We start from the raw sequence: 20,416 nt of genomic DNA on the forward strand, positions 1-20,416 counted from the left end.
GAGCTTGTCGCGCCACTCCAAAACAATTAAGGCTGCAAATGTCGCGCCAGGAAGCGTTCCATGCGCTCGTAAAACTCGAACTTGTTCTCGTCGTTGTGGAAACCGTGGCCTTCGTTATCCTTGACCATGTATTCCACATCCACGCCACGCGCCTTCAAGGCATCGACCATTTGATCACTTTCTGCCTTGTTTACACGTGGGTCATGTGCGCCCTGGGCAATAAATAACGGCGTGCGGATCTTGTCGGCGTGCAGAACCGGGGAATTGGCTTCCAGCAGCTCTTTATCCTTCTCCGGGTCACCCACCATGGCGTGCATTTTCACCAGCAAAGGCTTCCAGTACGGCGGGATGGTGTTCATGAAGGTCAGCAAGTTGGACACACCTACATAGTCCACCGCAGCAGCGTACAGATCAGGGGTTTTGACGATACCGGCCAGGGTCGCGTAACCACCGTAGCTGGCACCGTAAATGGCAATGCGCTTGGGATCAGCAATCTTTTGATCGATCAGCCACTGAACGCCATCGGTGATGTCGTCCTGCATGCTCAGGCCCCATTGCTTGAAGCCCGCTTCCCAGAACTTGCGGCCATAGCCGGTGGAGCTGCGGAAGTTGATCTGCAAGACAGCGTAGCCACGGTTGGCCAGGAACTGCACTTCGGGGTTGAATCCCCAATAGTCACGCGCCCAAGGGCCACCGTGCGGGTTGATCACCACAGGCAGATTACGGCTGGGCACACCCAAAGGCAGGCTCAGGTAACCGTGGATTTTCATGCCATCGCGTGCCGTAAATTCAATGGGGTGCATGACCGCCATATCGCTTTCAGGCAAGGCGCTATTGATAACAGCCAGCTTGTGCAAGCTGTTGCTGTCTACGTCGTAGAGGTAGCGCGAGCCTGGATTGCGGTCGCTGTAGCTGGCCACAATCATTTTCTTTTCATCGCGCGTCATGGACTGAACGCTGATCTCGTAGCCCGGCAGTTGGCGCGCAATTGCCGCGTGGATCTTCTCGCTGCGCTCGTCAAAGAAATGCTGACCGGGTTTGTCGGTGTAGTAATCCACCGAAGTCAGCACCTGACGCAGGCGGGAATAGCCAGCGCCCATCAGATCGTGATTGGGTAACTCGTAGATTTTTTCTTCATCGTCCGGCTTGGCGGGGTCAATCAGGACCAAGGCCAAAGTGTCACGACCACGATTGCTCAAGGCATAGAAGCGCTGATTATCGGCGTGGAAGAAGAGGGGGCTGACTTCGGTACGGAAGTCTGTTTGCAGAATGCTGCGGAACGGTTCGGAGTCGCTATCGCGGTAACGCAGTTCGGAATCCACACCCGAGATGGAAATGGCCATACGCACACGACCCTGATGGTCCGTGCTCCAGCCCAGCACATCACCGGGGTTCTCAGCCGCCAGGGTGCTTTCCCCAGTCAGGACGTTAACCTTGTAGACATCGAACACTTCCGGGTTACGGCCGTTGTGCGACACCAGAATGTGCTCCGGGTCGTCGGCTAGATCGTCCTGCACACCGGCACGTACACCTTCCAGCGGTGTCAGATCAGTCACCTTGCCAGTCAGCACGTTCACCGCCAGCACGTGATAGTTCTCGTCGCCGTTCACGTCTTTAGCGTAAATAACCGTCTCATCGCCTTTCCAGAAGTACTCGGCAATATCACGCTGGTGTTCGGCGGTGACGCGGCGAGCCTCGCCCACGGGCTCACTGCCTTTCAACTCTTGCACAAAAATATTCTGGCGGGCGGGGTGGCCTTCAATTTTGACGGGCTCCATAAAGCCAATCATGCGTCCCTGATCTGAAATGCGGAAACCGCTGCGCTTGGGATTCTGGAAAAAATCCCGAATGTCGTACAGTGGGGGAGTGGCGCTAGCGACGTTATCCGGTATCAGGGCGTGGGCACCCAAAGAGAGCAAGAGGGACAAGAGCATAAGCAATAACCTATAAAACAGGGTTATGAGGGTGAGACCAGGGACAAGCCTGCATCAATCCCATTACTATATCGGATGATGGTCCCAAGCAAAGGCAAGAACCCTCTGAAAATAGGGCCGGAATGCCAGGGGCAGCTCAGGACAAGGACAGGCATGACTTCTTTGACTCGTATCGTTTTTCTGGATAGGGAAACACTGTCAGACAGCGTAGAGCTGCCACAGGTTCCCTTTAAGCATGAACTGCAAGTTTACGGACGTACGGCGCCCGATCAAGTAGCCGAACGTATTGCCGATGCCGACATTGTCATCAGCAATAAAGTGGCGCTGCGACGCGAGCATTTGCAGGCCGCGCCCAACTTGAAAATGATCGCCTTGGCCGCCACCGGTAGCGACAATATTGACCTGGATGCCGCCCGCGAGCGCCAGATTGTGGTCAGCAATATCCGCGACTATGCCGTACGTAGTGTTCCGGAGCACGTTTTTGCGCTGATCTTTGCCTTGCGTCGCAATATCTGCGCCTACCGCCAGTCCGTCAAGGAAGGTCGCTGGCAAGAGGCCCAGCAATTCTGTTATTTCGACTATCCCATCCGCGACCTGGCGGGCTCCACCCTGGGGCTGATTGGTTCGGGCTCTCTGGGACAAGCCGTTGCCACCATGGGCCGCGCCTTGGGCATGAAAGTCATCTTTGCCCAGCGCCGTGGCCAGACCATTGTCAGCAATGCGGACGACCGCTTGCCCTTTGACCAAGTGCTGGAACAAGCCGACATCCTCTCCCTGCATTGCCCCCTGACTGCTGAAACGCAGAACATGCTGGGCATGGCCGAATTCGAGCGCATGGCTGCACGCCGTCCCTTGTTGATCAATACCGCCCGTGGCGGGCTGATCGACAATCAGGCACTGGAGCACGCCTTGCGGCAAGGCTGGCTGGGTGGTGCCGGCATTGATGTGTGTACACCCGAGCCGCCACCCGCTGACCATATCCTGATGCGCTTGTTAGACTTACCCAATTACATTTTGACGCCGCACATAGGCTGGGCCAGTCAGGAAGCCATGCAGACTTTGGCAAACCAGCTGATCGACAATATTGTGGCTTTCCACCGTGGCGAAGCACGCCATACGCTGTAGACAATGACTGATTTAAGCTCCTATCAAGCCAATTTCTCCCTGGCCGGTCGCTGCGCTCTGGTTACTGGCTCGTCCGCCGGTCTGGGCCTGGAAATCGCCCGTGCCTACGCCGCCCATGGCGCTCATGTGATTCTGCATGGCCGCAACGCCAGCAAACTCCTGCCGCTTGCCCAGGAACTGAAAGCCGTCGGTGCCCAGGTCGATACCTGGGAGCACGATCTGGCCGATCTGGTCTCCTTGCCCGATTCCTACCAGGCCCTGTGCCAGCGCGTCGGCACTCCCGACATTCTGGTGAACAATGTGGGCGTACGCCTACGCAGCCGCTTGCAGGACGCCGATTGGGACGATATTGAGCACCTGCTGCATGTAGACCTGCTGGCCACGCTGAAGCTGTCCAAATACGCGGCCCAGGCCATGCTGCAAGCTCAAACCCGCCAAGGCCGTATTGTGACCCTGACCTCGATTGCAGGCCCGCTGGCTCGTCCGGGCGACGCCATTTACCCCATCGCCAAGCAGGGACTGGCCGGTATGGTACGTGCGCTGGCAGTAGAATTTGGCGGGCAGGGCATTACCAGCAACGGTATCGCCCCCGGCACCTTTGCCACGGAAAGCAATGCGGCGCTGGCCCAGGACCCGGTCAAAGGTCCCCTGGTGGTAGGCCGCAATCCCTTGGGACGCTGGGCCAATCCGGATGAAATCCGCGCTGCTGCTGTATTTCTGGCCTCTCCGGCTGCTTCCTATGTCAATGGCCATATCGTGGTTGTAGACGGCGGATTCTCCATTACTTTCTGATTTTTCCTGATCATGCCGCTACCTCGTCCCATCCGCATCGCGATCAATGGCTATGGCCGCATTGGCCGTTGCCTGCTGCGCGCCATTTACGAATCCCCACGGCGCCAGGAATTTGATGTCGTGGTTATTAATGAGCCCGCCACGATCGCCACCATGGCGTACCTGACGCGCTTTGATTCGACCCATGGCGTGTTCCCGGCCCAGGTAGAGCACAACGAGCACGAGCTGATTGTGGGTGGCAAAGCCATCCGGGTGCTGCATGAAACCGACCCCAAAGCCGTAGACTGGGCGGCGCTGAATCTGGACATGCTGATCGAGTGCAGTGGTGCCTTTGGCAGCCGTGCAGAATTGCAGCAGTTTCTGGACGCCGGTTGCCCGCGTGTGCTGGTCTCAAACCCCGGCAATAGTGCTCAAGACGTAGATTTCACCGCCGTATTGGGCATTAACCATGAACAACTGCAGGGTGACGAGCGGATTGTCTCCAACGCCTCCTGCACCACCAATGCCATCATCCCGGTTCTGGCCGAGCTGGATAAAACCTTTGGCATACGCCACGCCTTTTTAAGCACGCTGCACTCGGTAATGAACGATCAGCCCATGATCGACGGCTACCACAGCAGCGATCTGGCCCGCACCCGTTCCGCCTTGCAATCCATGATTCCAGTTTCTACCGGACTGGCGACCGGGGTAGAGCGCCTGTTACCGCAGCTAAAAGGCAAAGTTCAGGCCAAGTCTATCCGCGTGCCTATCTTGAACGTGTCGGCCATTGATCTGATGGTCAATCTGGAGCGCGACACCAGCCGGGACGAAATCAACCAACTGTTCCAGAAAGCGGCCCGGCAATGGCCTGGTATTCTGGACTATTCCGATCAGGCCCATGCCTCGATCGACTTCAATCACAATCCACACTCTGCAGTAGTGGACGGCTCGCAAACCCGAACCAATGGGGATGGGCTGGTCAATATGCTGGTCTGGTTTGACAACGAATGGGGGTTTTCCAACCGCATGCTTGATATTGCCTGTGTGTGGGCTGCGCGCTTCTTGCGCCAGCCGTGAACACCCCATTTTCAAACTGAACTGTCTTCCGAATTCTTACAGGAGCCATGATGAGTACGACACGTATTGAACAGGATTCCATGGGAACCATTGAGGTTCCCGCCGACCACTATTGGGGCGCGCAGACACAGCGCTCGATCCAGAACTTCCCGATTGGCCGCGACCGCTTCCAGTGGGGCCGCAGCATGATCGAGTCGCTGGGTATCCTGAAAAAATCCACGGCCCTGGCCAACCAGGAACTGGGCGAGTTGCCCGACGAGCTGGCCCAGCTGATTGTCAAAGCGGCTGATGAAGTGATTGCAGGCCAGTGGGATACCGAATTCCCGCTGGTGGTGTTCCAGACCGGCTCTGGCACCCAAAGCAATATGAACGTGAACGAGGTAATCTCCAACCGCGCCATTGAACTGGCCGGTGGCGAGAAGGGCAGCAAAAAGCCCGTCCACCCGAATGACCACGTGAACCGCGGCCAATCCTCCAACGATACCTTCCCCACCGCCATGTACATTGCCGTGGGTCTGGAATGTCAGCGCCGCCTGCGCAAAGACGTAGGTCAGCTGCGCGACACCCTGGCCGCCAAAGCAAAGCAATTCAACAGCATTGTGAAAACCGGCCGCACCCACTTGCAAGATGCCACGCCCATCACACTGGGCCAGGAAATTGGAGCCTGGGTTGCGCAGATCGATTTCGGCCTGCAAACCGTGGACAAGGCGCTGGACGGCATCTACCAACTGGCTATCGGCGGCACTGCCGTGGGTACGGGTCTGAACGCCCATCCCCAGTTTGGCGAGCGCACAGCCGCCCATATAGCCAAGATCACAGGCCTGCCATTCCAGGCTGCTGAAAACAAGTTCTTCGCACTGTCGGCCCACGACGCACTGGTGAACCTGTCCGCTTCCTTGCGTACCCTGGCCGGTGCCTTGATGAAGATGGCCAACGACGTGCGTTGGCTGGCCAGCGGTCCTCGTTGCGGGATTGGCGAGCTGCAAATCCCCGAGAACGAGCCCGGTTCCTCCATCATGCCCGGCAAGGTCAACCCCACTCAGTGCGAAGCGCTGACCATGGTGGCCGTGCAGGTATACGGTAACGATGCAGCTGTGGGCTTTGCTGGCAGCCAAGGCAACTTCCAGTTGAACGTCTACAAACCTGTGATGGTGCACAATGTGCTGGAAAGCATTGCCCTGATCAGTGACGCTTGCCTGGCTTTTGACGAGCATTGCGCCCAGGGTCTGGAGCCCGTCATGGAGAAAATCCAGCACAATCTGGACCAGAACCTGATGCTGGTGACCGCCTTGAACCGCCACATCGGCTACGACAAGGCTGCCTACATTGCCAAGACTGCCCACAAGGAAGGCCTGACCCTGCGTGAGTCCGCCCTGAAATCCGGCTATCTGAGCAACGAGCAGTACGATCAGTGGATTGTGCCGCTGGATATGACCCACCCAGGCTAAGTTTCAGCCTCGGCTATGCTAGACCGTATTCGCCCCTTTACTGGGGCGAATACGTAAACAGCGTAGCCATTGACCCTATGAAAGAGTAGGGGAGTGTTTCATGCCACCTATCTGCCTTTCACTGCCTTATGCATATAAAGAAAACCTTCAGCTTGTCCTCTGCATTTGCAGCCACCGTGCTGGGCCTGGCTGCGGCCATTTCTCCGGTAGCGATCCAGGCACAATCTGAACCTGTTCCTGCTATCAGCGGGCCGGCTGTCTCGGTCGAAACCCTGGCCAGCGGGCTGGAACACCCTTGGGCCATGGCTTTTTTGCCCAATAATGCCGGCATTCTGATTACCGAACGCCCAGGCCGCCTGCGCGTTTGGACCAAAGAAAATGGCTTGTCCGAGCCGATTGCTGGTGTGCCTAAAGTCCACGCGCAATCCCAGGGCGGCTTGCTGGATGTGGCGCTAGCCCCGGATTTTTTCCGTAGCCGCCGCATTTATCTGGCTTATGCCGAGCGCCGCGACAAACAGAACTCCGCCACAACCGTGGGCTACGGCGTGCTGTCCTCGGACCTGAAACGTATCGACGCCTTCCGCCCGATTTTCCGTCAGGAGCCAGCCTTGTCTACGGGACAGCACTATGGTGTGCGCATGGCCTTTGATCCGGGTGGACGAGACCTGTACATCGCCCTGGGCGAGAACAATCAGCCTGCCACCGCGCAGGAGCTGGACCACCTTCAAGGCAAGGTCGTGCGCATTCGTCCGGATGGCATTGTGCCGCGCGACAATCCTTTCCGCAGCCAACGGGGTGCCAGAGCAGAAATCTGGAGCTACGGCCACCGCAACCCGCAAGGCATGGCCTGGAATCCCTGGACGAACGAATTGTGGGTCGCTGAGCATGGCCCGCAAGGTGGTGATGAACTGAACCGGATTCAAGCCGGTGCCAACTATGGCTGGCCTTTGCGTACCGAAGGGCAAGGCTATGACGGCAAACCCATTCCCAACGCCAGCTCAACCCCTATTGAGGGGCTGACCGAACCTTTCCATTACTGGTCAGTCTCGCCCGCCATCAGCGGCATGGCTTTCTATAACGACGAACGCGTCCCGGACTGGCAGCACAGCCTGTTTGTGGGGGCCTTGAAAGAACAAGCCTTGATTCGTCTGCAGTTTGACGAAGAGGACGGCCATATCGTCGGTGAGGAACGCCTGCTCCAAGACCTGAAGCAACGTATTCGGGATGTTCGTGTCGGACCGGATGGTGATGTCTATGTGCTGACCGACGAAAACGACGGCCAGCTTCTGCGCATCCAGCCCAAGTCGTGAACTCTTAAGCCGGTTTGCGACTGCGCGTCGCAATAAAGCTGGGCAGGTATTTCTCGATCTCAAAGCGCGGGGCGGGGTGCATTTCTTCGATGTAATCGACCAGATGCAAACCCGCTTCCAGCTGCCCGCCAATCTGCTGCGCCAAGGAATGCCCAAAAACCAAAGGCTCCATACGAGCCTGCTTGGCTTGCAGTACCTCGGCATCCAGACTGCTCAAGTCCGAGTAAGGGACCGTAAATTTGGGGCGAATCAAGCCCTGCTGAGCATAGCTGGGGTCCCGGTCTGCAATAAACACCGCCGGATTGAAGAAGCTGGACATCAAACACCCACCCGGACACAGAACGCGGGCGCATTCTTTCCAGACCAGGCTGATATCGGGCACATACTGGTTAGAAATCGGGTGCAAGATCAGATCAAAACTCTCGGAAGCAAAGCGCGACAAATCGCACATATCGCCTTGTTCGATCTGCAAGGACAAGCCATCACGCTCGGCCACCATACGGTCTTTGTCCAACTGCCCGGCAGACAGATCAAACACCGTTACCTTGGCCCCGGCAGCCGCCAGAATAGGCGCTTGCTGCCCACCGGCACTGGCCAGACATAAAACGGACTTACCTTGAATATCGCCCAGCCAATCCGCAGAAACTGGCGAGGGCAGCAAATGCACTTGCCATTGCCCGCGACGGGCCTGTTCAACCTGCTCGCTACTGACAGGCAAGGACCAGGGGCTTTCGGTTTGCGCTTGTTTATCCCAGGCGCGGGCATTGTGATCAAGTAAAGAGGAATCTGACATAAGTGGTTCTTTTGTAGTCACTATCGCTGTATTGAAACACAGCCCTATCGTGCCCGGCGGCCGAGTGAAGATTTTTTTATGCCCTCAGGCTCTAACAAGAGCAGCAAACCGAGCTTCAAAAGCATAAAAAAAGGCCGTCTCAAGGACGGCCTGCACAGACTGAAAAGTCAGCTCAATTACTTGATCAGGGTCACGGGCACGTTCACCAGGCTCAGCACCTTGGTGGTAACCGAACCCAGCACCAGACCGGGCAGGGCGCTCAGGCCACGCGTACCCATCACAATGTGATCAATCTGGTTCTTTTCCACATAGTCCTTGATGGTCTGGGCAGCGTTACCAGCAATAATGCTTTCCTTGATCTTCAGGGGCGAACCGGCCAGCACGGCACGAGCAGGCAAAAGCGCATTGCTGCCTTCGTCCTGGTAGTAAGCCTGCAGCACATCTTCCGAGAAAAAGCGTTTGACGTTGCCCGACACAATCGGTGTAGGAACAGCCAGCACGTGCAAAGTGGCTTCTGGTTTGCCCGTTAGGATATCCACGGCTGTTTGCAAAGCGCGAGTGGAAGCATCAGACCCATCGACAGGAACGAGAACATTAAGCATGAAGACCTCTTGTAGTGTGTGAACTGTTTAAGTATGAAGCAATAACTTCTACTAGGACATTACAGAATAAGCGCGCAGACCAACTTGATCAGTATCAAGACCCACCGCTATTTGCTAAAGGCTGTTCTATCATAACCGTATGATCTCGATGTGGATGCCACATCGCCCCGTTTATATGCGGAAAAATACAAGCGTAACATCCCAGGCAGAACCCCATTTCTTGCGCCCGTTTTACTTAGGAGGTACCCCTCATGAGCTTGAAGCAGCTACTGGTCTGTACGGCCTTGTTCAGTGCCGGTTTCACCGCCCAGGCGGCCGAGGCCAGCTTTGACTCGGTCAAGGATGTGCTGACCAGAAATGCTTGTCTGTCCTGTCATACCGTAGACAGAAAAGTGGTCGGTCCGGCGTACAAGGACATCGCCACCAGGCGCAAGGACGATCCGGCCAACGCTGACGTGATTGCCCAGCATATCCGTCAAGGCAGCAAGGGTGTGTATGGACCGCTGCCCATGCCTGCGAATGCGGCCATTTCTGATGCCGATATCAAGGCGGTGGTGGATTGGATCATGGCGGGTGCGCCAAAAGAATAAGCAGGGTGTCTACACACAGGGAAACGGTCATCGGAGGGTGGCCGTTTTTCTTGCCTGTTCCTCTGCTCATAACTGCGGTTTTATATGGATTGCGGTTTTCCATGCAATCCTGCGGCCATCATCTTGAGGTGAAAAGACAAACACAGCATCTTCGACCAAAGGCGAGTCCACAAAACCCCAAGGCAATAAAAAAGCCTGGTTGCATCAACAGCCAGGCTTTTTTCTACAACATCAGATCGACTTAAAGGCTGTCGTCCCGCTTCATCTTTTTAGCGTACTGCGATGGCTGGAAGCTCCAGGCCATGATCGCGACCAGAACCGCCATGGCCGCATGCAGCATCCAGCCCGCCTGAAAGCCATTGCTCATCTCACGCAGCTGCACGCTGATCATGGGAAAGAGGGCCGCAATCGGAAAGCCACCACCTTGCATCAAGGCGCTCAAGGTCCCGGCACGTGCCGCATCCGGGAAGTGATCCAGAGCCACCAGAAGCAGCAAGGAAAAGCAGCCGCCCAAGCCAATGCCGATAATAATCGCCCACAGATAGGGGGCCATATCAGGAATATAGGCAAAAGCCAGGAAACCGACGAACTGACACGCCAGCGCCAACCACACCCACATGCGACGATCTTTATTCTTGGCTGCCAAGGTAGGCAGGCCAAAGGCGGCAATCGCTTGTGCCACCGACAAGACCGCCACCAGACTACCGCTGGCTTCTGCCGTCCAGCCCCGGTCCTGATAGAACGTTGCCAGCCAAGTCACCAAGGAGGCATAGCCGCCATTGATCAGGCCAAAACACACAATCAAGGTCCAGGTACGAGGACGAGCCAGCAGGGACAAGGAGGGAGGCGACAAATTCGCACCCGGCACCTCACGCGGCACCACTTTCCAGGCAATCCACAAGGCCACGCTGATCGGCAAGGCCCAGAACGCCAGAGCAATACGCCAGCTATCCGTCAAGGAACTGACCCAGGGCGTAATCTGCGCACCCAAGGCACCGCCGCCCATCAAGGTGGCGGAATACACGCCGGTAACCTGAGCGATATGGCGCGGAAACTGCTCCTTGATCAAACCGGGCATCCCGGCTTGCAGCAAGGACACGCCCAAACCACAGATCAATGCCGTTGCAATCAGGCTGGCTCCGTTGGGCACAAACCAGCGCAGCACACAGCCCAGACACAGCAGGAGCAGGGACGTAATCAGCACATGACGCAGCGCCAGAACGCGCCGCAAGGAGGGCATACAGAAAGCACCCAGACCCATCACCATCATGGGCAGCAAGGTCAACCAGGCCAGGCTGCTCAAGGGCATGTCCAAACCCTGGGCAACCTGTCGTGCCAAGGTACCGCTGGATGTCAGAAAAGGGCGCAGGTTCAGCCCGACCAGAATGACGAAAGCCAGCCATAAACCTGGGCTGGCCTGAACGCTCGTCGACGACGGAGCAGTCTGAGTAGAAGACATAAAATCGTTGTTGTTGTGATTAGAAGAAAAATGCTGCAACCACGCGGCTTGTGCTTATGGATTCGCTCCGGCCTGTTCCAGAATCTCGGCCATCTCGGTCTGACTGCGCTGTCGGGCCAGGCTCAAGGGCAGAACACCCTGACGATCCGGCAGATTCACATCTGCCCCGGCCTTGATCAGCAAGCGCAGCACTTCCTGATGCTCCGGGCCCCCGTCGGACAGCACAATGGCTTCATGCAAGGCAGTCCAGCCCAGATAATTCACGTGATTGGGGTCTACGCCCGCCGCCAGTAAAAGACGCACGACATCGACATAACCATGCTCAGCGGCCGGAATCAGCGCCGTACCGCCATAGCGGTTCACGCTACGCAGATCGGCGCCGTTGTCCAGAGTCATGCGCAGGATTTCCAGACGACCTTGTGCGCCCGCAACCAGATACGGGCTGTCGTGAATGGAATCGGCCTGGTTTACATCTGCACCGGCACGTATCAACTGCCGGGCAATATCAATATGGTTCAACCACGTTGCACGCAACAAGGGGCTTTGCCCTTGCTCGTCGCTGACACTGACGCTGGCGCGAGCTCGTTTTTCCGAGAGAATTTCGCGCACCTTGGCGCTATCGCCTTGCTCTACCGCTTCCAGCAATACTGTTTGCGACCACACACTGCCACTCCCCAAGGCCAAGCTCATCGCCATTCCAGCCAGCAAGCTTTGCAGTGATACTTTCATGCGCTTCCCCCGTCATGGCATTGGCCCCGCAGGACCAAACGTCTATAAATAGCATAGTTAGGCCTTGGGCAACACAGATTCATAAGCATACTGCTTATTTTCTTAAGGGTAAGCTTGACCCGCTGCGGCCACATCCAGTTCAGGCTGGGACATCAATCGATCCAGCTCGCTGCGCAGATAATTCAGGAATACGCGGGTTTTCTGCGGCATCAGACGCGAGGGCAGCAAAGCCAGAATAGGGAAGGGTGCAAACTCCCAATCAGGCAAGACGCGCTCCAGGTGCACACAATCCGGATCCAGTTTTCGTTCCAGCAAGGAAGAGGCCGTAATGCCCAGATCATGCACGGCCAGCTTGCGCATCATGATGGCGTTATTGACGGTGATGGAACCTTCCACAATCGCGTCATAGCGCTCCTGATTCGGGCCTCGCAAGGACCAGATCCGGTCCGGGCTGGCGGGGCGGGCGCAAATACAGGTATGTCCTGCCAATTCGGAAGGATGCTTGGGACGCCCCTTGCGGTCCAGATAATTACGGGTGGCATACAGCCCCAGGCGAATCTGCCCCAACATGGTGGCCACAGCGCTGGAGTCCGGCTGAGCTCCCACGCGGATCACGCAATCGTAGTTGTCTGCCTGCAAATCAATAGGCCGTATGGTCAGGTCAAACTCCAGCTCAATATCCGGGTACTGTTGATTGAAACCACGAATAATGGCGGGCATCAGCACGATGCTGAAACTGGCCGGCATGGAAACCCGCAAACGTCCTTTGGGGGTCTGGGCTACATCCAGCAATTGCTCATGAGCCAGACGAGCCTGCTCGACCACGGCCAGACAGCGCTCGAAATACACTTGCCCGGCGTCGGTCACATCCACATTGCGCGTGCTGCGCTTGAGCAGGGCCACGCCCACTTCTTTTTCCAGTTCCCGGATGCGGCGTGACACAGTAGAAACCGGCATACCCAGGGCTTGAGCGGCACGGCTAAAGTGGCGGGCGCGGGCCACTTCCACGAAAATCGCGATGTCGTTGAGCAGGGGCCCGGCGATAATGGTACTCATTTGAATTGTTCCATGAATGGAAATACGTTTGCAATATTAAGGGTTTTTACTAGGTCTGGAAAGGCTCATACTCCATCTAACGATTCGCTAAACACAACAGCGAACCACCGAAAAACACACCGTAGATTTGGAGTAAATAATGAAAAACATCGCACGCGCAACTATCGCCAGCCTGATTCTTGGTGCCACCGCTTTGAGCGGCACTGCCATGGCAGCCACCAACAATGTCGCCACTGGCGAAAACCTGAACTACCCAACGATTCAATCGACCGACGCTCCTTTGAGCCGTCAGCAAGTGGTTCAGGAACTGGCTGCTGCACAAGAGCAAGGCTACATTAGCACGGGTTCCATGGGCGACTACCCACGTATCGATACCCGTTCCGAGCTGAGCCGCGATCAGGTTGCTGCCCAAGCCAAAGACTGGAACAACAACAACGGTTCTTTCGTCGCCTACTAAGCTGATTGATCCCTAGTTAGTCCTGACTTCCCCCTTGAAACGCCTCTTCGGAGGCGTTTTTTTTTATCAGCTGTTGACCTTCCCATCGGGTCAAGCCCTAAAGTGGCTGCATTGACGATCCATTGAAGGGTGATTTCGATGACAACAAGCGCTTCAAACAAGGGCTCACGCCTGACTTTAGATGTGGAAGGCATGACATGCGCTTCCTGCGTCAGTCGGGTTGAAAAGATTATTGGCAAAGTCCCCGGTGTGCAATCGGCCCAGGTGAATCTGGCGACCAACAAGGCGACCGTGGAATTTGAGGGTGCCGCCCCGGTCGATGCCATTATGCAGGCAGTGGAAAAGGGTGGTTACAAAATTTCCCAGCAAGACATTGTGCTGGATGTGCAGGACATGACCTGCGCCTCCTGCGTGGGCCGGGTTGAAAAAGCCTTGCTGAAAGTGCCGGGCGTGCAAAAGGCCTCAGTCAATCTGGCAACCGCCAAAGCGCATGTGCAAGTGGCACAAGGCGTAAAGGCTCCTGACCTGATTCAGGCGGTCAGCAAAGCCGGTTATCCCGCCAGCCTGGCCGAAGCTACTGTCACGAATGACCAGTTCGAACGCGCCGAGCAAAGCTACGAAACCCTGCGCAAACGTTTCTGGCTGGCAACGGTTCTGGCCTTGCCCGTTTTCATTCTGGAAATGGGCGGCCATATGGTGCCCGCTTTCCATCATTGGGTAGCCAGCACCATAGGAACTCAAAACAGCTGGCTGATCCAGTTTGTGCTGACCACGCTGGTCTTGCTGTTCCCAGGCCGCGAGTTCTACACCAAAGGGATTCCCGTCCTCTTGCGTGGTGGCCCGGACATGAACTCGCTGGTCGCTGTGGGTACCCTGGCGGCCTACACCTTCTCGCTGGTGGCCACCTTTGCGCCGCAATGGCTGCCTTCCGAGTCCGTCTACGTGTACTTTGAAGCGGCTGCTGTCATCGTCGCCCTGATTTTGCTGGGCCGTGTCATGGAAGCGCGCGCCAAAGGCCGTACGTCTGAGGCCATTCAGCGCTTGCTCAGCCTGCAACCGCCTACCGCTCGTGTACGTCGCGACGGTCAGGAAATCGAGCTGCCCTTGGCCGATCTGCATACCGGCGACGTCGTATTAGTTCGCCCCGGCGAGCGTATCCCGGTTGATGGTGATGTCCTGGCCGGTCAAAGCTATGTGGATGAATCCATGGTGACGGGCGAATCCATTGCAGTGTCCAAATCCCAGGGCGACAAAGTCATTGGCGGTACGGTGAACCAGAAAGGTTCGCTGGAATTTGAAGCCACCGCCGTGGGGCAGGACACGGTGCTAGCCAATATTGTCTCCATGGTTGAGCAGGCCCAAGGCTCCAAACTGCCGATTCAAGCTGTCGTCGACAAGATCACGCTGTGGTTTGTACCCGCCGTCATGACACTGGCCGTCCTGACCGCGATTGTCTGGCTGATCTTTGGTCCATCGCCCGCATTGAGCTTTGCACTGGTCAATGCCGTGGCCGTGCTGATTATTGCTTGCCCTTGCGCCATGGGTCTGGCCACGCCAACCTCCATCATGGTGGGAACAGGCCGTGCCGCGCAGGCAGGAGTGCTGTTCCGTAAAGGGGACTCCCTGCAAGCCCTGCGCGATGTAAAAGTCGTGGCCGTGGATAAAACCGGCACCCTGACCAAAGGCGCACCCGAACTGACCGACTTTGTCTGCGCTCCCGGGGAAAACCAGGATCAGGCTTTGGCTGCCATTGCCGCTCTGGAAAACTACTCCGAGCACCCGATTGCACAAGCCATCGTCAGCGCCGCCAAGGACAAGCAAATCACGCTGCCTAAAGCCGAGCAATTTGAATCCCTGACAGGCTTGGGCGTCACCGCCCAGATTGGTGCCGACCAATGGCATGTGGGCGCAGACCGCTTGATGACACAGCTAGGCGCAGACCTGTCTGCCTTTACCGAGCAAGCCCAGACCCTGGCCCAGGACGGCAAAACCCCCATGTACGCCGCCCGTAACAAGCAAGTGATTGCCTTGCTGGCCGTAGCTGACCCCATCAAAGAAACCACCCCGCAGGCCATCGAGCAACTGCACGCCCGTGGCATCAAGGTCGTCATGATTACTGGTGATAACCGCCACACGGCCAATGCCATTGCCCGCCGTCTGAACATTGATGAAGTGGTGGCAGAAGTCATGCCTGAAGGCAAGGTACAAGCGGTCCAGGCCTTGCGCGACACCCATCAGCATCTGGCCTATGTCGGGGATGGTATTAACGACGCACCCGCTCTGGCCGTCGCTGACGTGGGGATTGCGATTGGCACCGGAACAGACATTGCCATCGAAGCCGCGGATGTGGTCCTGATGTCGGGCGATATGCAAGGCGTGGTCACCGCGATTGCCTTGTCCCACGCCACCATGCGCAATATCCGTCAAAACCTGTTCTGGGCCTTTGCCTACAACGTGGCACTGATTCCAGTAGCGGCAGGCGTGCTGTATCCCTTTAACGGCACCTTGCTCTCGCCCATGTTTGCCGCAGGCGCCATGGCCTTGTCCAGTGTCTTTGTGGTCAGCAATGCCTTGCGTTTGCGTCGGGTGAAGCTGAGCTAAAATCAGGGCCGTGCTTATCATAAGCACGGCCTTATTTTTCTCCAGTCCTCTCCTTCATGCGCCAAGCTCGCTGAACTATGCAAGAAACTCGCCCCATCGACATGCAAGCGCTGCGGATCTTTCTGACCACGGCTCAGGACTGCAATATGTCCAAGGCCGCAGAACGACTGGGTATTACCCAATCTGCTGTCTCCCAGTCCATACGCTTGCTGGAGGAGAACTTTGGGACGCCCTTGCTTAACCGTTCGGCTCGGCCTTTGACCTTGACCGCCGCCGGTCTGACCTTGGTGAATAGAGGGACAACGCTCTTGAATCAGGCCATGAACCTGCGCGGCTCCGTGATTGAAGCCAGCCAGGGGATCAAGCCTAATTTACGGGTCGGACTGGTGGACTCCTTTGCCGCCAGCTGCGGCACGCCCTTGGTTCAGGAGCTACTACGTGGCACCGCACAGTTGTCGGTACGCACGGGTTTGACGCCTAATCTGGCCGAAGCGCTGGTACGGCGGGAACTGGATCTGGTGATCTCAACCCGCACACTGGATATAGAGGGAATAGGGAATCACTTTCTGATGTCGGAGCGATTCCTGGTCATTGCCCCCAAGGGGCTGGCTTTTCCATGTACCAGCATGGCGGACCTGGTCACGCTGTCCAAGCAACTGCCATTGATCCGTTTTAACGCCCAATCTCACTTGGGTACGCAAGTCGAGCGCTCCCTGCGTCAAGCTGGCATCAGCTCAGCCCGTCGTCTGGAAGTGGAAACCGCGGACACACTGACGTCCATGGTGGCGGGGGGAATTGGCTGGGCGGTCACGACACCCTTGTGCCTGCTTCAAGGTGCGCGATCTGCAGGGGCCTTGCATTTGGGCTTTGTGCCCGAGCTGAATGCCGAGCGCCGGCTGTATCTCCACGTTCGCACAGGCGAATATGGTCAGTTGGGCAAGGAAACCTTTGAGCTGGCCGCCACTGTTTTGGGGACGCATGCTCGCAATGAACTGCAAGCCATCAATCCCATTTTGCCGCAGCTGATTCAGCTGCATCCCTGGGTAGATGCTCCCTAAGCACACTTAGGGAGCGCACACCATTAAAAAGCGGGTACTGAAGCCTTCTGGATGGCCTGCAAAGCTTCTTCTTTAGACAGAATCCCGGACTCTTCCAGAATGTCCAGCAAGGGGCGCTGCTCTGCTACCGATTGACGGGCCAGCTTGCTGACGTTGGCATAGCCCAATGTGGGCACCAAAGCCGTGGCAACTGCCATGGAACGCAAGACATGGTTTTCATTGCGGGTACGGTCCGCACTAATGCCTGCCACACACAAGGCATTAAAACGCTGAATCCCTTGGGTCAGCATATGGATGCTGTCAAAAACCCGTGAAGCCACGACCGGCTCGAAATGGTTGATTTCCAGCTCGCCATATTGCACTGCCTGTGCCACAGCCACATCATTCCCCACGACTGCAAAGCTGAGCTGAATCATGGCCATGGGCAGAACCGGATTCACCTTGCCCGGCATGATGGACGAACCGGCCTGGGCTTCTGGTAAACGCAACTCACCCAAACCACCTGTCGGCCCGGAGGACAGCAAGGTCAGATCTGCGGCGACCTTGGCCAAGGCCGTTGCGCAAGTACGCAGCTCGGCCGAGACTCGGGAGAAGGTATCCATGTTCTGCATGGCATCGAACGAATTATCCGGAGCCTGGTAGCGAACACCTGTCAGCGTCGCCAAATGGGCATACACCGCCGCACGATACCCTTCAGGAGCCCCAAAGCCCGTGCCAATCGCGGTACCGCCTAGTGGCAAGGTGCAGAGCTTTTCACGTACTGCTACCAGCTCCGCTTGCAAGCGGAGCGCCAGAGCGGCATAGCCTTCAAACACATGGCCCAGTCGCATGGGTTGAGCGTCCTGTAAACAGGTGCGACCCAGGTGCAAAATGTCAGCAAACTCCGCCGCTTTCTGACTAAAGGTCTGGCCCAGTTCACCCACAGCCTCAATCAAGCCCGCCAGCATGTCATACGTCGCCATTTTCTGGGCAGACGGATAGGCATCATTGGTGGATTGAGAGCGATTGACGTGGTCATTCGGGTGCACCACTTCGTAAGAGCCAACAGGCTTGCCCAGAATCTCCTGGGCTCGATTGGCGATCACCTCATTGAAGTTCATATTGGTGGATGTCCCACCCGAGCCTTCCATCAGATCCACAATCAGGGAGTCGGCCAGTTTCCCGTCCAGCAACTCCTGGCAGGCCTGCGCAATCGCATTGGCAATCTCGGGACTGATTACACCGCAGTCCCGGTTAGCCAGGGCAGCGGCCCACTTCACCTGTGCAAAAGCCTGAATAAAAGCAGGGTAGTGGCCCACGGTCTGAGTCGAGATGGACAAATTGTCCTTGCCCCGTACGCTATTGACGCCGTAGTACTTGCTGCAAGGAATGGAGACCTGGCCCACGTAATCGTTTTCAGTACGTACTGGCTCAAAGTCAGAAGACACTTCCATATTTACTCCTACGATGCTGACAAGTGCTCCGCCCACAACGGGCAGAGCACCCTGAACATCCATGTCCTGTTTTTTGAAAAAATCCCGGCTATGTGCTGGCAGGGTGGGGACGAGAGGGGATCGCGACCGTTTCCATCCGGTGGCCCGTCAGAGCCAGAAAACGGTTGAAATCCTCTTGGCTGATAGAAACCGTGGCGGTATTGCGCAGCGGATGAAACAGAAACTGGGTTTCACCCGACAAACTCGCATCCCACAACAAACGGACTTTCTGCGCCTGGGCATCTCCAACAAGAGCAAACGGACTCAAGGCTCCCGATGCCACCTGCAAGAGCTCATGCATCTGTTCAGCAGGGCACAGAGACAATCTGCCTGCCCCCATTAATTGCCCCAAGGCAGCCAAATCAATACTGGTCTCGGGCGCCAGCACCACCAGAAAGAAAACCCGGCTCTTCTTGTCTCGCACCAGCAGATTCTTGCAACGGCGTCCGGACAAGGCGATGTTCAGTTCGGCGGAGTCCGCCATCGTAAACACGGCCGGGTGGCTGACCCGCTCAAACCCGATACCTGCCTGCTCCAGATAGACCAGCAAGGTCTCCTGCGTCCACTCTTCAAAGCCTTGGACGCTTTGCCATTCATGCGGGGCGAGAAAATGGGTGTTAGACATCAGCCAATCTCATGCGCGATGTTTCAGGGGCCCACAGATACGAGACCAAAGCACCGAAGAGCAAGACGACGACACACGCTCCCAGAGCAATGGAAACCCCGTGGCTTTGAACAATGCTGGGCAGCAGGAAGGTACTGATGGCTGCACCAAAACGGCTGGTTGCGGTGGCAAAACCCACACCCGTACCGCGCAGATGCGTCGGAAACAGTTCAGGTGGGTAAATAAATTCCAGATTGGCCGAGGCCGACAGAATCAAGGCAAACAGGGCAAACGCGATAATCACACCCGTCGAATCCAGCACACCGGCCGCCATCACGGACAAGACTGCGGCACCAGCAATGAACGTAGCAATCAGGAAGGAGCGGCGCGCAATTCGGTCTACCACCATGGTTCCGATGACCGCACCCAGCAGCAGGAAAGCGTTATAGGTCAGACCACCTACATATTTGTCTGTCACATTGAGCGACTCAAGAATCTTGGGCAAGAAGGTGCCCAGAGCAAAGTAGGGGATCACCTGGCACGCGTAGAAGATGCCGCCCACTGCCGTGTTCTTGCGCCATTTCCTGGAAAACAGCTCTTTCCATTCCCCGCCTGTTTTTTGCTGTACGGGGCCAGTTGCCGGCAACAAGATGCCATCGCCCAGCTTTTTGCGCACAATCTCCTGCGCTTCCTGTACTCGGCCCTTACGGATCAGCCACAGTGGCGACTCCGGAACACCCAATCGGAACACAAAGATCAACAAGGCTGGCACGGCGCTGACCATCAACATATAGCGCCAGGCATCGGGGCCCAGATCACGCAGCAAAAATCCGGCCGCATAGGAGCAGGCATAACCAGCCACCCAGGCAATGGCCATGATGCTCAACAAACGGCCCCGAAAACGCACGGGCGAGAGCTCGGTCAACAGTGCTTTACTGACCACATAATCAAAGCCCAGCACCACCCCCAGCGCAAAGCGCAACAAGAGCATTTGCCAGGCTTCGGTGACAAAAAACTGGGCAATCGAGAGCACGGCGGCAAACAGCATGTCCCATGCAAAAATCTTGCGTCGACCCACTCGGTCCACAATCACGCCCGACACCAGGCTCCCCAGGAACAGGCCAGCCAAGGCCGCTGCTCCCAACAAACCCATCCAGACGGCATTCAGGTTCAGCGGTACAGCCGCCAGGGCAATGGCCAAACCAATAATCCCCAGCTCAAAACCATCTGCAAACTGTCCTCCGCAGGCTGTCGACCCCACACGAAGGTGAAAGCGCCGAAACGGCACATTCTCAAATTGGGTCATCTGACCCGACATGGCCCCACTCAT

18 protein-coding genes are annotated in these 20,416 nt (G+C 56.8%); 9 read left to right on the plus strand and 9 right to left on the minus strand.

Annotated elements, in window-relative coordinates; translation table 11 throughout:
• Nucleotides 1-26: 26 nt before the first annotated feature.
• Entirely contained in the window at nt 27-1,934 is a 1,908-nt protein-coding gene (locus DUD43_RS10075) for a S9 family peptidase (protein WP_153230181.1), read from the minus strand.
• Between the two features lie 153 nt (nt 1,935-2,087).
• Here DUD43_RS10075 and DUD43_RS10080 point away from each other — a divergent pair, with 153 nt between their 5' ends.
• The 5 genes from DUD43_RS10080 (at nt 2,088) to DUD43_RS10100 (ending at nt 7,665) form a co-directional block, all read left to right on the plus strand.
• Entirely contained in the window at nt 2,088-3,059 is a 972-nt protein-coding gene (locus DUD43_RS10080; RefSeq protein WP_153230182.1) for a D-2-hydroxyacid dehydrogenase, read from the plus strand.
• 3 nt (nt 3,060-3,062) lie between these two features.
• Nucleotides 3,063-3,851 carry an SDR family oxidoreductase gene (locus DUD43_RS10085; protein WP_153230183.1) on the plus strand — a complete coding sequence of 263 codons (789 nt, stop codon included), beginning with the start codon at nt 3,063-3,065 and terminating at the stop codon, nt 3,849-3,851.
• Between the two features lie 12 nt (nt 3,852-3,863).
• Complete coding sequence (locus DUD43_RS10090) at nt 3,864-4,907, plus strand: type I glyceraldehyde-3-phosphate dehydrogenase (RefSeq protein WP_153230184.1); 1,044 nt, start codon at nt 3,864-3,866, stop codon at nt 4,905-4,907.
• Nucleotides 4,908-4,957: 50 nt separating this feature from the next.
• Complete coding sequence (gene fumC / locus DUD43_RS10095) at nt 4,958-6,355, plus strand: class II fumarate hydratase (protein ID WP_153230185.1); 1,398 nt, start codon at nt 4,958-4,960, stop codon at nt 6,353-6,355.
• Nucleotides 6,356-6,483: 128 nt separating this feature from the next.
• A complete protein-coding gene (locus DUD43_RS10100) occupies nt 6,484-7,665 on the plus strand; it encodes a PQQ-dependent sugar dehydrogenase (RefSeq protein ID WP_153230186.1) in 1,182 nt (393 codons plus the stop codon).
• A 4-nt stretch (nt 7,666-7,669) separates the two neighbouring features.
• On the opposite strand, the gene DUD43_RS10105 is transcribed toward DUD43_RS10100, so the two are convergent.
• Complete coding sequence (locus DUD43_RS10105; protein ID WP_153230187.1) at nt 7,670-8,458, minus strand: class I SAM-dependent methyltransferase; 789 nt, start codon at nt 8,456-8,458, stop codon at nt 7,670-7,672.
• Nucleotides 8,459-8,634: 176 nt separating this feature from the next.
• Complete coding sequence (locus DUD43_RS10110; RefSeq protein WP_153230188.1) at nt 8,635-9,060, minus strand: universal stress protein; 426 nt, start codon at nt 9,058-9,060, stop codon at nt 8,635-8,637.
• A 251-nt stretch (nt 9,061-9,311) separates the two neighbouring features.
• Here DUD43_RS10110 and DUD43_RS10115 point away from each other — a divergent pair, with 251 nt between their 5' ends.
• On the plus strand, nt 9,312-9,650 hold the full coding sequence (locus DUD43_RS10115; protein WP_153230189.1) for a c-type cytochrome: 339 nt from the start codon (nt 9,312-9,314) through the stop codon (nt 9,648-9,650).
• 241 nt (nt 9,651-9,891) lie between these two features.
• Here DUD43_RS10115 and DUD43_RS10120 read toward each other — a convergent pair whose 3' ends face one another.
• The 3 genes from DUD43_RS10120 to DUD43_RS10130 form a co-directional block, all read right to left on the minus strand.
• Nucleotides 9,892-11,109 (minus strand): cyanate transporter, encoded by a 1,218-nt coding sequence (locus DUD43_RS10120; protein WP_153230190.1) that lies wholly within the window; start codon nt 11,107-11,109, stop codon nt 9,892-9,894.
• A gap of 54 nt (nt 11,110-11,163) precedes the next feature.
• On the minus strand, nt 11,164-11,838 hold the full coding sequence (locus DUD43_RS10125; protein WP_153230191.1) for an ankyrin repeat domain-containing protein: 675 nt from the start codon (nt 11,836-11,838) through the stop codon (nt 11,164-11,166).
• Between the two features lie 102 nt (nt 11,839-11,940).
• Entirely contained in the window at nt 11,941-12,894 is a 954-nt protein-coding gene (locus DUD43_RS10130; RefSeq protein ID WP_153230192.1) for a LysR family transcriptional regulator, read from the minus strand.
• 139 nt (nt 12,895-13,033) lie between these two features.
• On the opposite strand from DUD43_RS10130, the gene DUD43_RS10135 reads away from it, so the two are divergent.
• The 3 genes from DUD43_RS10135 (at nt 13,034) to DUD43_RS10145 (ending at nt 17,010) form a co-directional block, all read left to right on the plus strand.
• The gene (locus DUD43_RS10135) at nt 13,034-13,351 is read left to right on the plus strand and encodes a DUF4148 domain-containing protein (RefSeq protein ID WP_153230193.1); all 318 of its coding nucleotides are present in this window, start codon (nt 13,034-13,036) and stop codon (nt 13,349-13,351) included.
• Between the two features lie 138 nt (nt 13,352-13,489).
• Nucleotides 13,490-15,952 (plus strand): heavy metal translocating P-type ATPase, encoded by a 2,463-nt coding sequence (locus DUD43_RS10140; protein WP_153230194.1) that lies wholly within the window; start codon nt 13,490-13,492, stop codon nt 15,950-15,952.
• 77 nt (nt 15,953-16,029) lie between these two features.
• Nucleotides 16,030-17,010, plus strand: a complete 981-nt coding sequence (locus DUD43_RS10145; protein ID WP_153230195.1) for a LysR family transcriptional regulator — start codon at nt 16,030-16,032, stop codon at nt 17,008-17,010.
• A 23-nt stretch (nt 17,011-17,033) separates the two neighbouring features.
• On the opposite strand, the gene DUD43_RS10150 is transcribed toward DUD43_RS10145, so the two are convergent.
• The 3 genes from DUD43_RS10150 to DUD43_RS10160 form a co-directional block, all read right to left on the minus strand.
• Nucleotides 17,034-18,443, minus strand: coding sequence for an aspartate ammonia-lyase (locus DUD43_RS10150; protein WP_153230196.1), 1,410 nt, complete (start codon nt 18,441-18,443; stop codon nt 17,034-17,036).
• An 88-nt stretch (nt 18,444-18,531) separates the two neighbouring features.
• Complete coding sequence (locus tag DUD43_RS10155; protein WP_153230197.1) at nt 18,532-19,107, minus strand: prolyl-tRNA synthetase associated domain-containing protein; 576 nt, start codon at nt 19,105-19,107, stop codon at nt 18,532-18,534.
• Nucleotides 19,100-20,416 carry an MFS transporter gene (locus tag DUD43_RS10160; protein WP_228125761.1) on the minus strand — a complete coding sequence of 439 codons (1,317 nt, stop codon included), beginning with the start codon at nt 20,414-20,416 and terminating at the stop codon, nt 19,100-19,102. Before DUD43_RS10160 ends, DUD43_RS10155 begins: the two co-directional genes overlap by 8 nt.

This window comes from Alcaligenes faecalis (genome assembly GCF_009497775.1).
GTDB classification, from domain to species: Bacteria; Pseudomonadota; Gammaproteobacteria; order Burkholderiales; family Burkholderiaceae_B; genus Alcaligenes; species Alcaligenes faecalis_D.

Coding starts and splice junctions, on each gene's coding strand:
- DUD43_RS10075 (WP_153230181.1), bottom strand. CDS start 1,934: ATGCTCTTGTCCCTCTTGCTCTCTTTGGGTGCCCACGCCCTGATACCG.
- DUD43_RS10080 (WP_153230182.1), top strand. CDS start 2,088: ATGACTTCTTTGACTCGTATCGTTTTTCTGGATAGGGAAACACTGTCA.
- DUD43_RS10085 (WP_153230183.1), top strand. CDS start 3,063: ATGACTGATTTAAGCTCCTATCAAGCCAATTTCTCCCTGGCCGGTCGC.
- DUD43_RS10090 (WP_153230184.1), top strand. CDS start 3,864: ATGCCGCTACCTCGTCCCATCCGCATCGCGATCAATGGCTATGGCCGC.
- fumC (WP_153230185.1), top strand. CDS start 4,958: ATGAGTACGACACGTATTGAACAGGATTCCATGGGAACCATTGAGGTT.
- DUD43_RS10100 (WP_153230186.1), top strand. CDS start 6,484: ATGCATATAAAGAAAACCTTCAGCTTGTCCTCTGCATTTGCAGCCACC.
- DUD43_RS10105 (WP_153230187.1), bottom strand. CDS start 8,458: ATGTCAGATTCCTCTTTACTTGATCACAATGCCCGCGCCTGGGATAAA.
- DUD43_RS10110 (WP_153230188.1), bottom strand. CDS start 9,060: ATGCTTAATGTTCTCGTTCCTGTCGATGGGTCTGATGCTTCCACTCGC.
- DUD43_RS10115 (WP_153230189.1), top strand. CDS start 9,312: ATGAGCTTGAAGCAGCTACTGGTCTGTACGGCCTTGTTCAGTGCCGGT.
- DUD43_RS10120 (WP_153230190.1), bottom strand. CDS start 11,109: ATGTCTTCTACTCAGACTGCTCCGTCGTCGACGAGCGTTCAGGCCAGC.
- DUD43_RS10125 (WP_153230191.1), bottom strand. CDS start 11,838: ATGAAAGTATCACTGCAAAGCTTGCTGGCTGGAATGGCGATGAGCTTG.
- DUD43_RS10130 (WP_153230192.1), bottom strand. CDS start 12,894: ATGAGTACCATTATCGCCGGGCCCCTGCTCAACGACATCGCGATTTTC.
- DUD43_RS10135 (WP_153230193.1), top strand. CDS start 13,034: ATGAAAAACATCGCACGCGCAACTATCGCCAGCCTGATTCTTGGTGCC.
- DUD43_RS10140 (WP_153230194.1), top strand. CDS start 13,490: ATGACAACAAGCGCTTCAAACAAGGGCTCACGCCTGACTTTAGATGTG.
- DUD43_RS10145 (WP_153230195.1), top strand. CDS start 16,030: ATGCAAGAAACTCGCCCCATCGACATGCAAGCGCTGCGGATCTTTCTG.
- DUD43_RS10150 (WP_153230196.1), bottom strand. CDS start 18,443: ATGGAAGTGTCTTCTGACTTTGAGCCAGTACGTACTGAAAACGATTAC.
- DUD43_RS10155 (WP_153230197.1), bottom strand. CDS start 19,107: ATGTCTAACACCCATTTTCTCGCCCCGCATGAATGGCAAAGCGTCCAA.
- DUD43_RS10160 (WP_228125761.1), bottom strand. CDS start 20,416: ATGAGTGGGGCCATGTCGGGTCAGATGACCCAATTTGAGAATGTGCCG.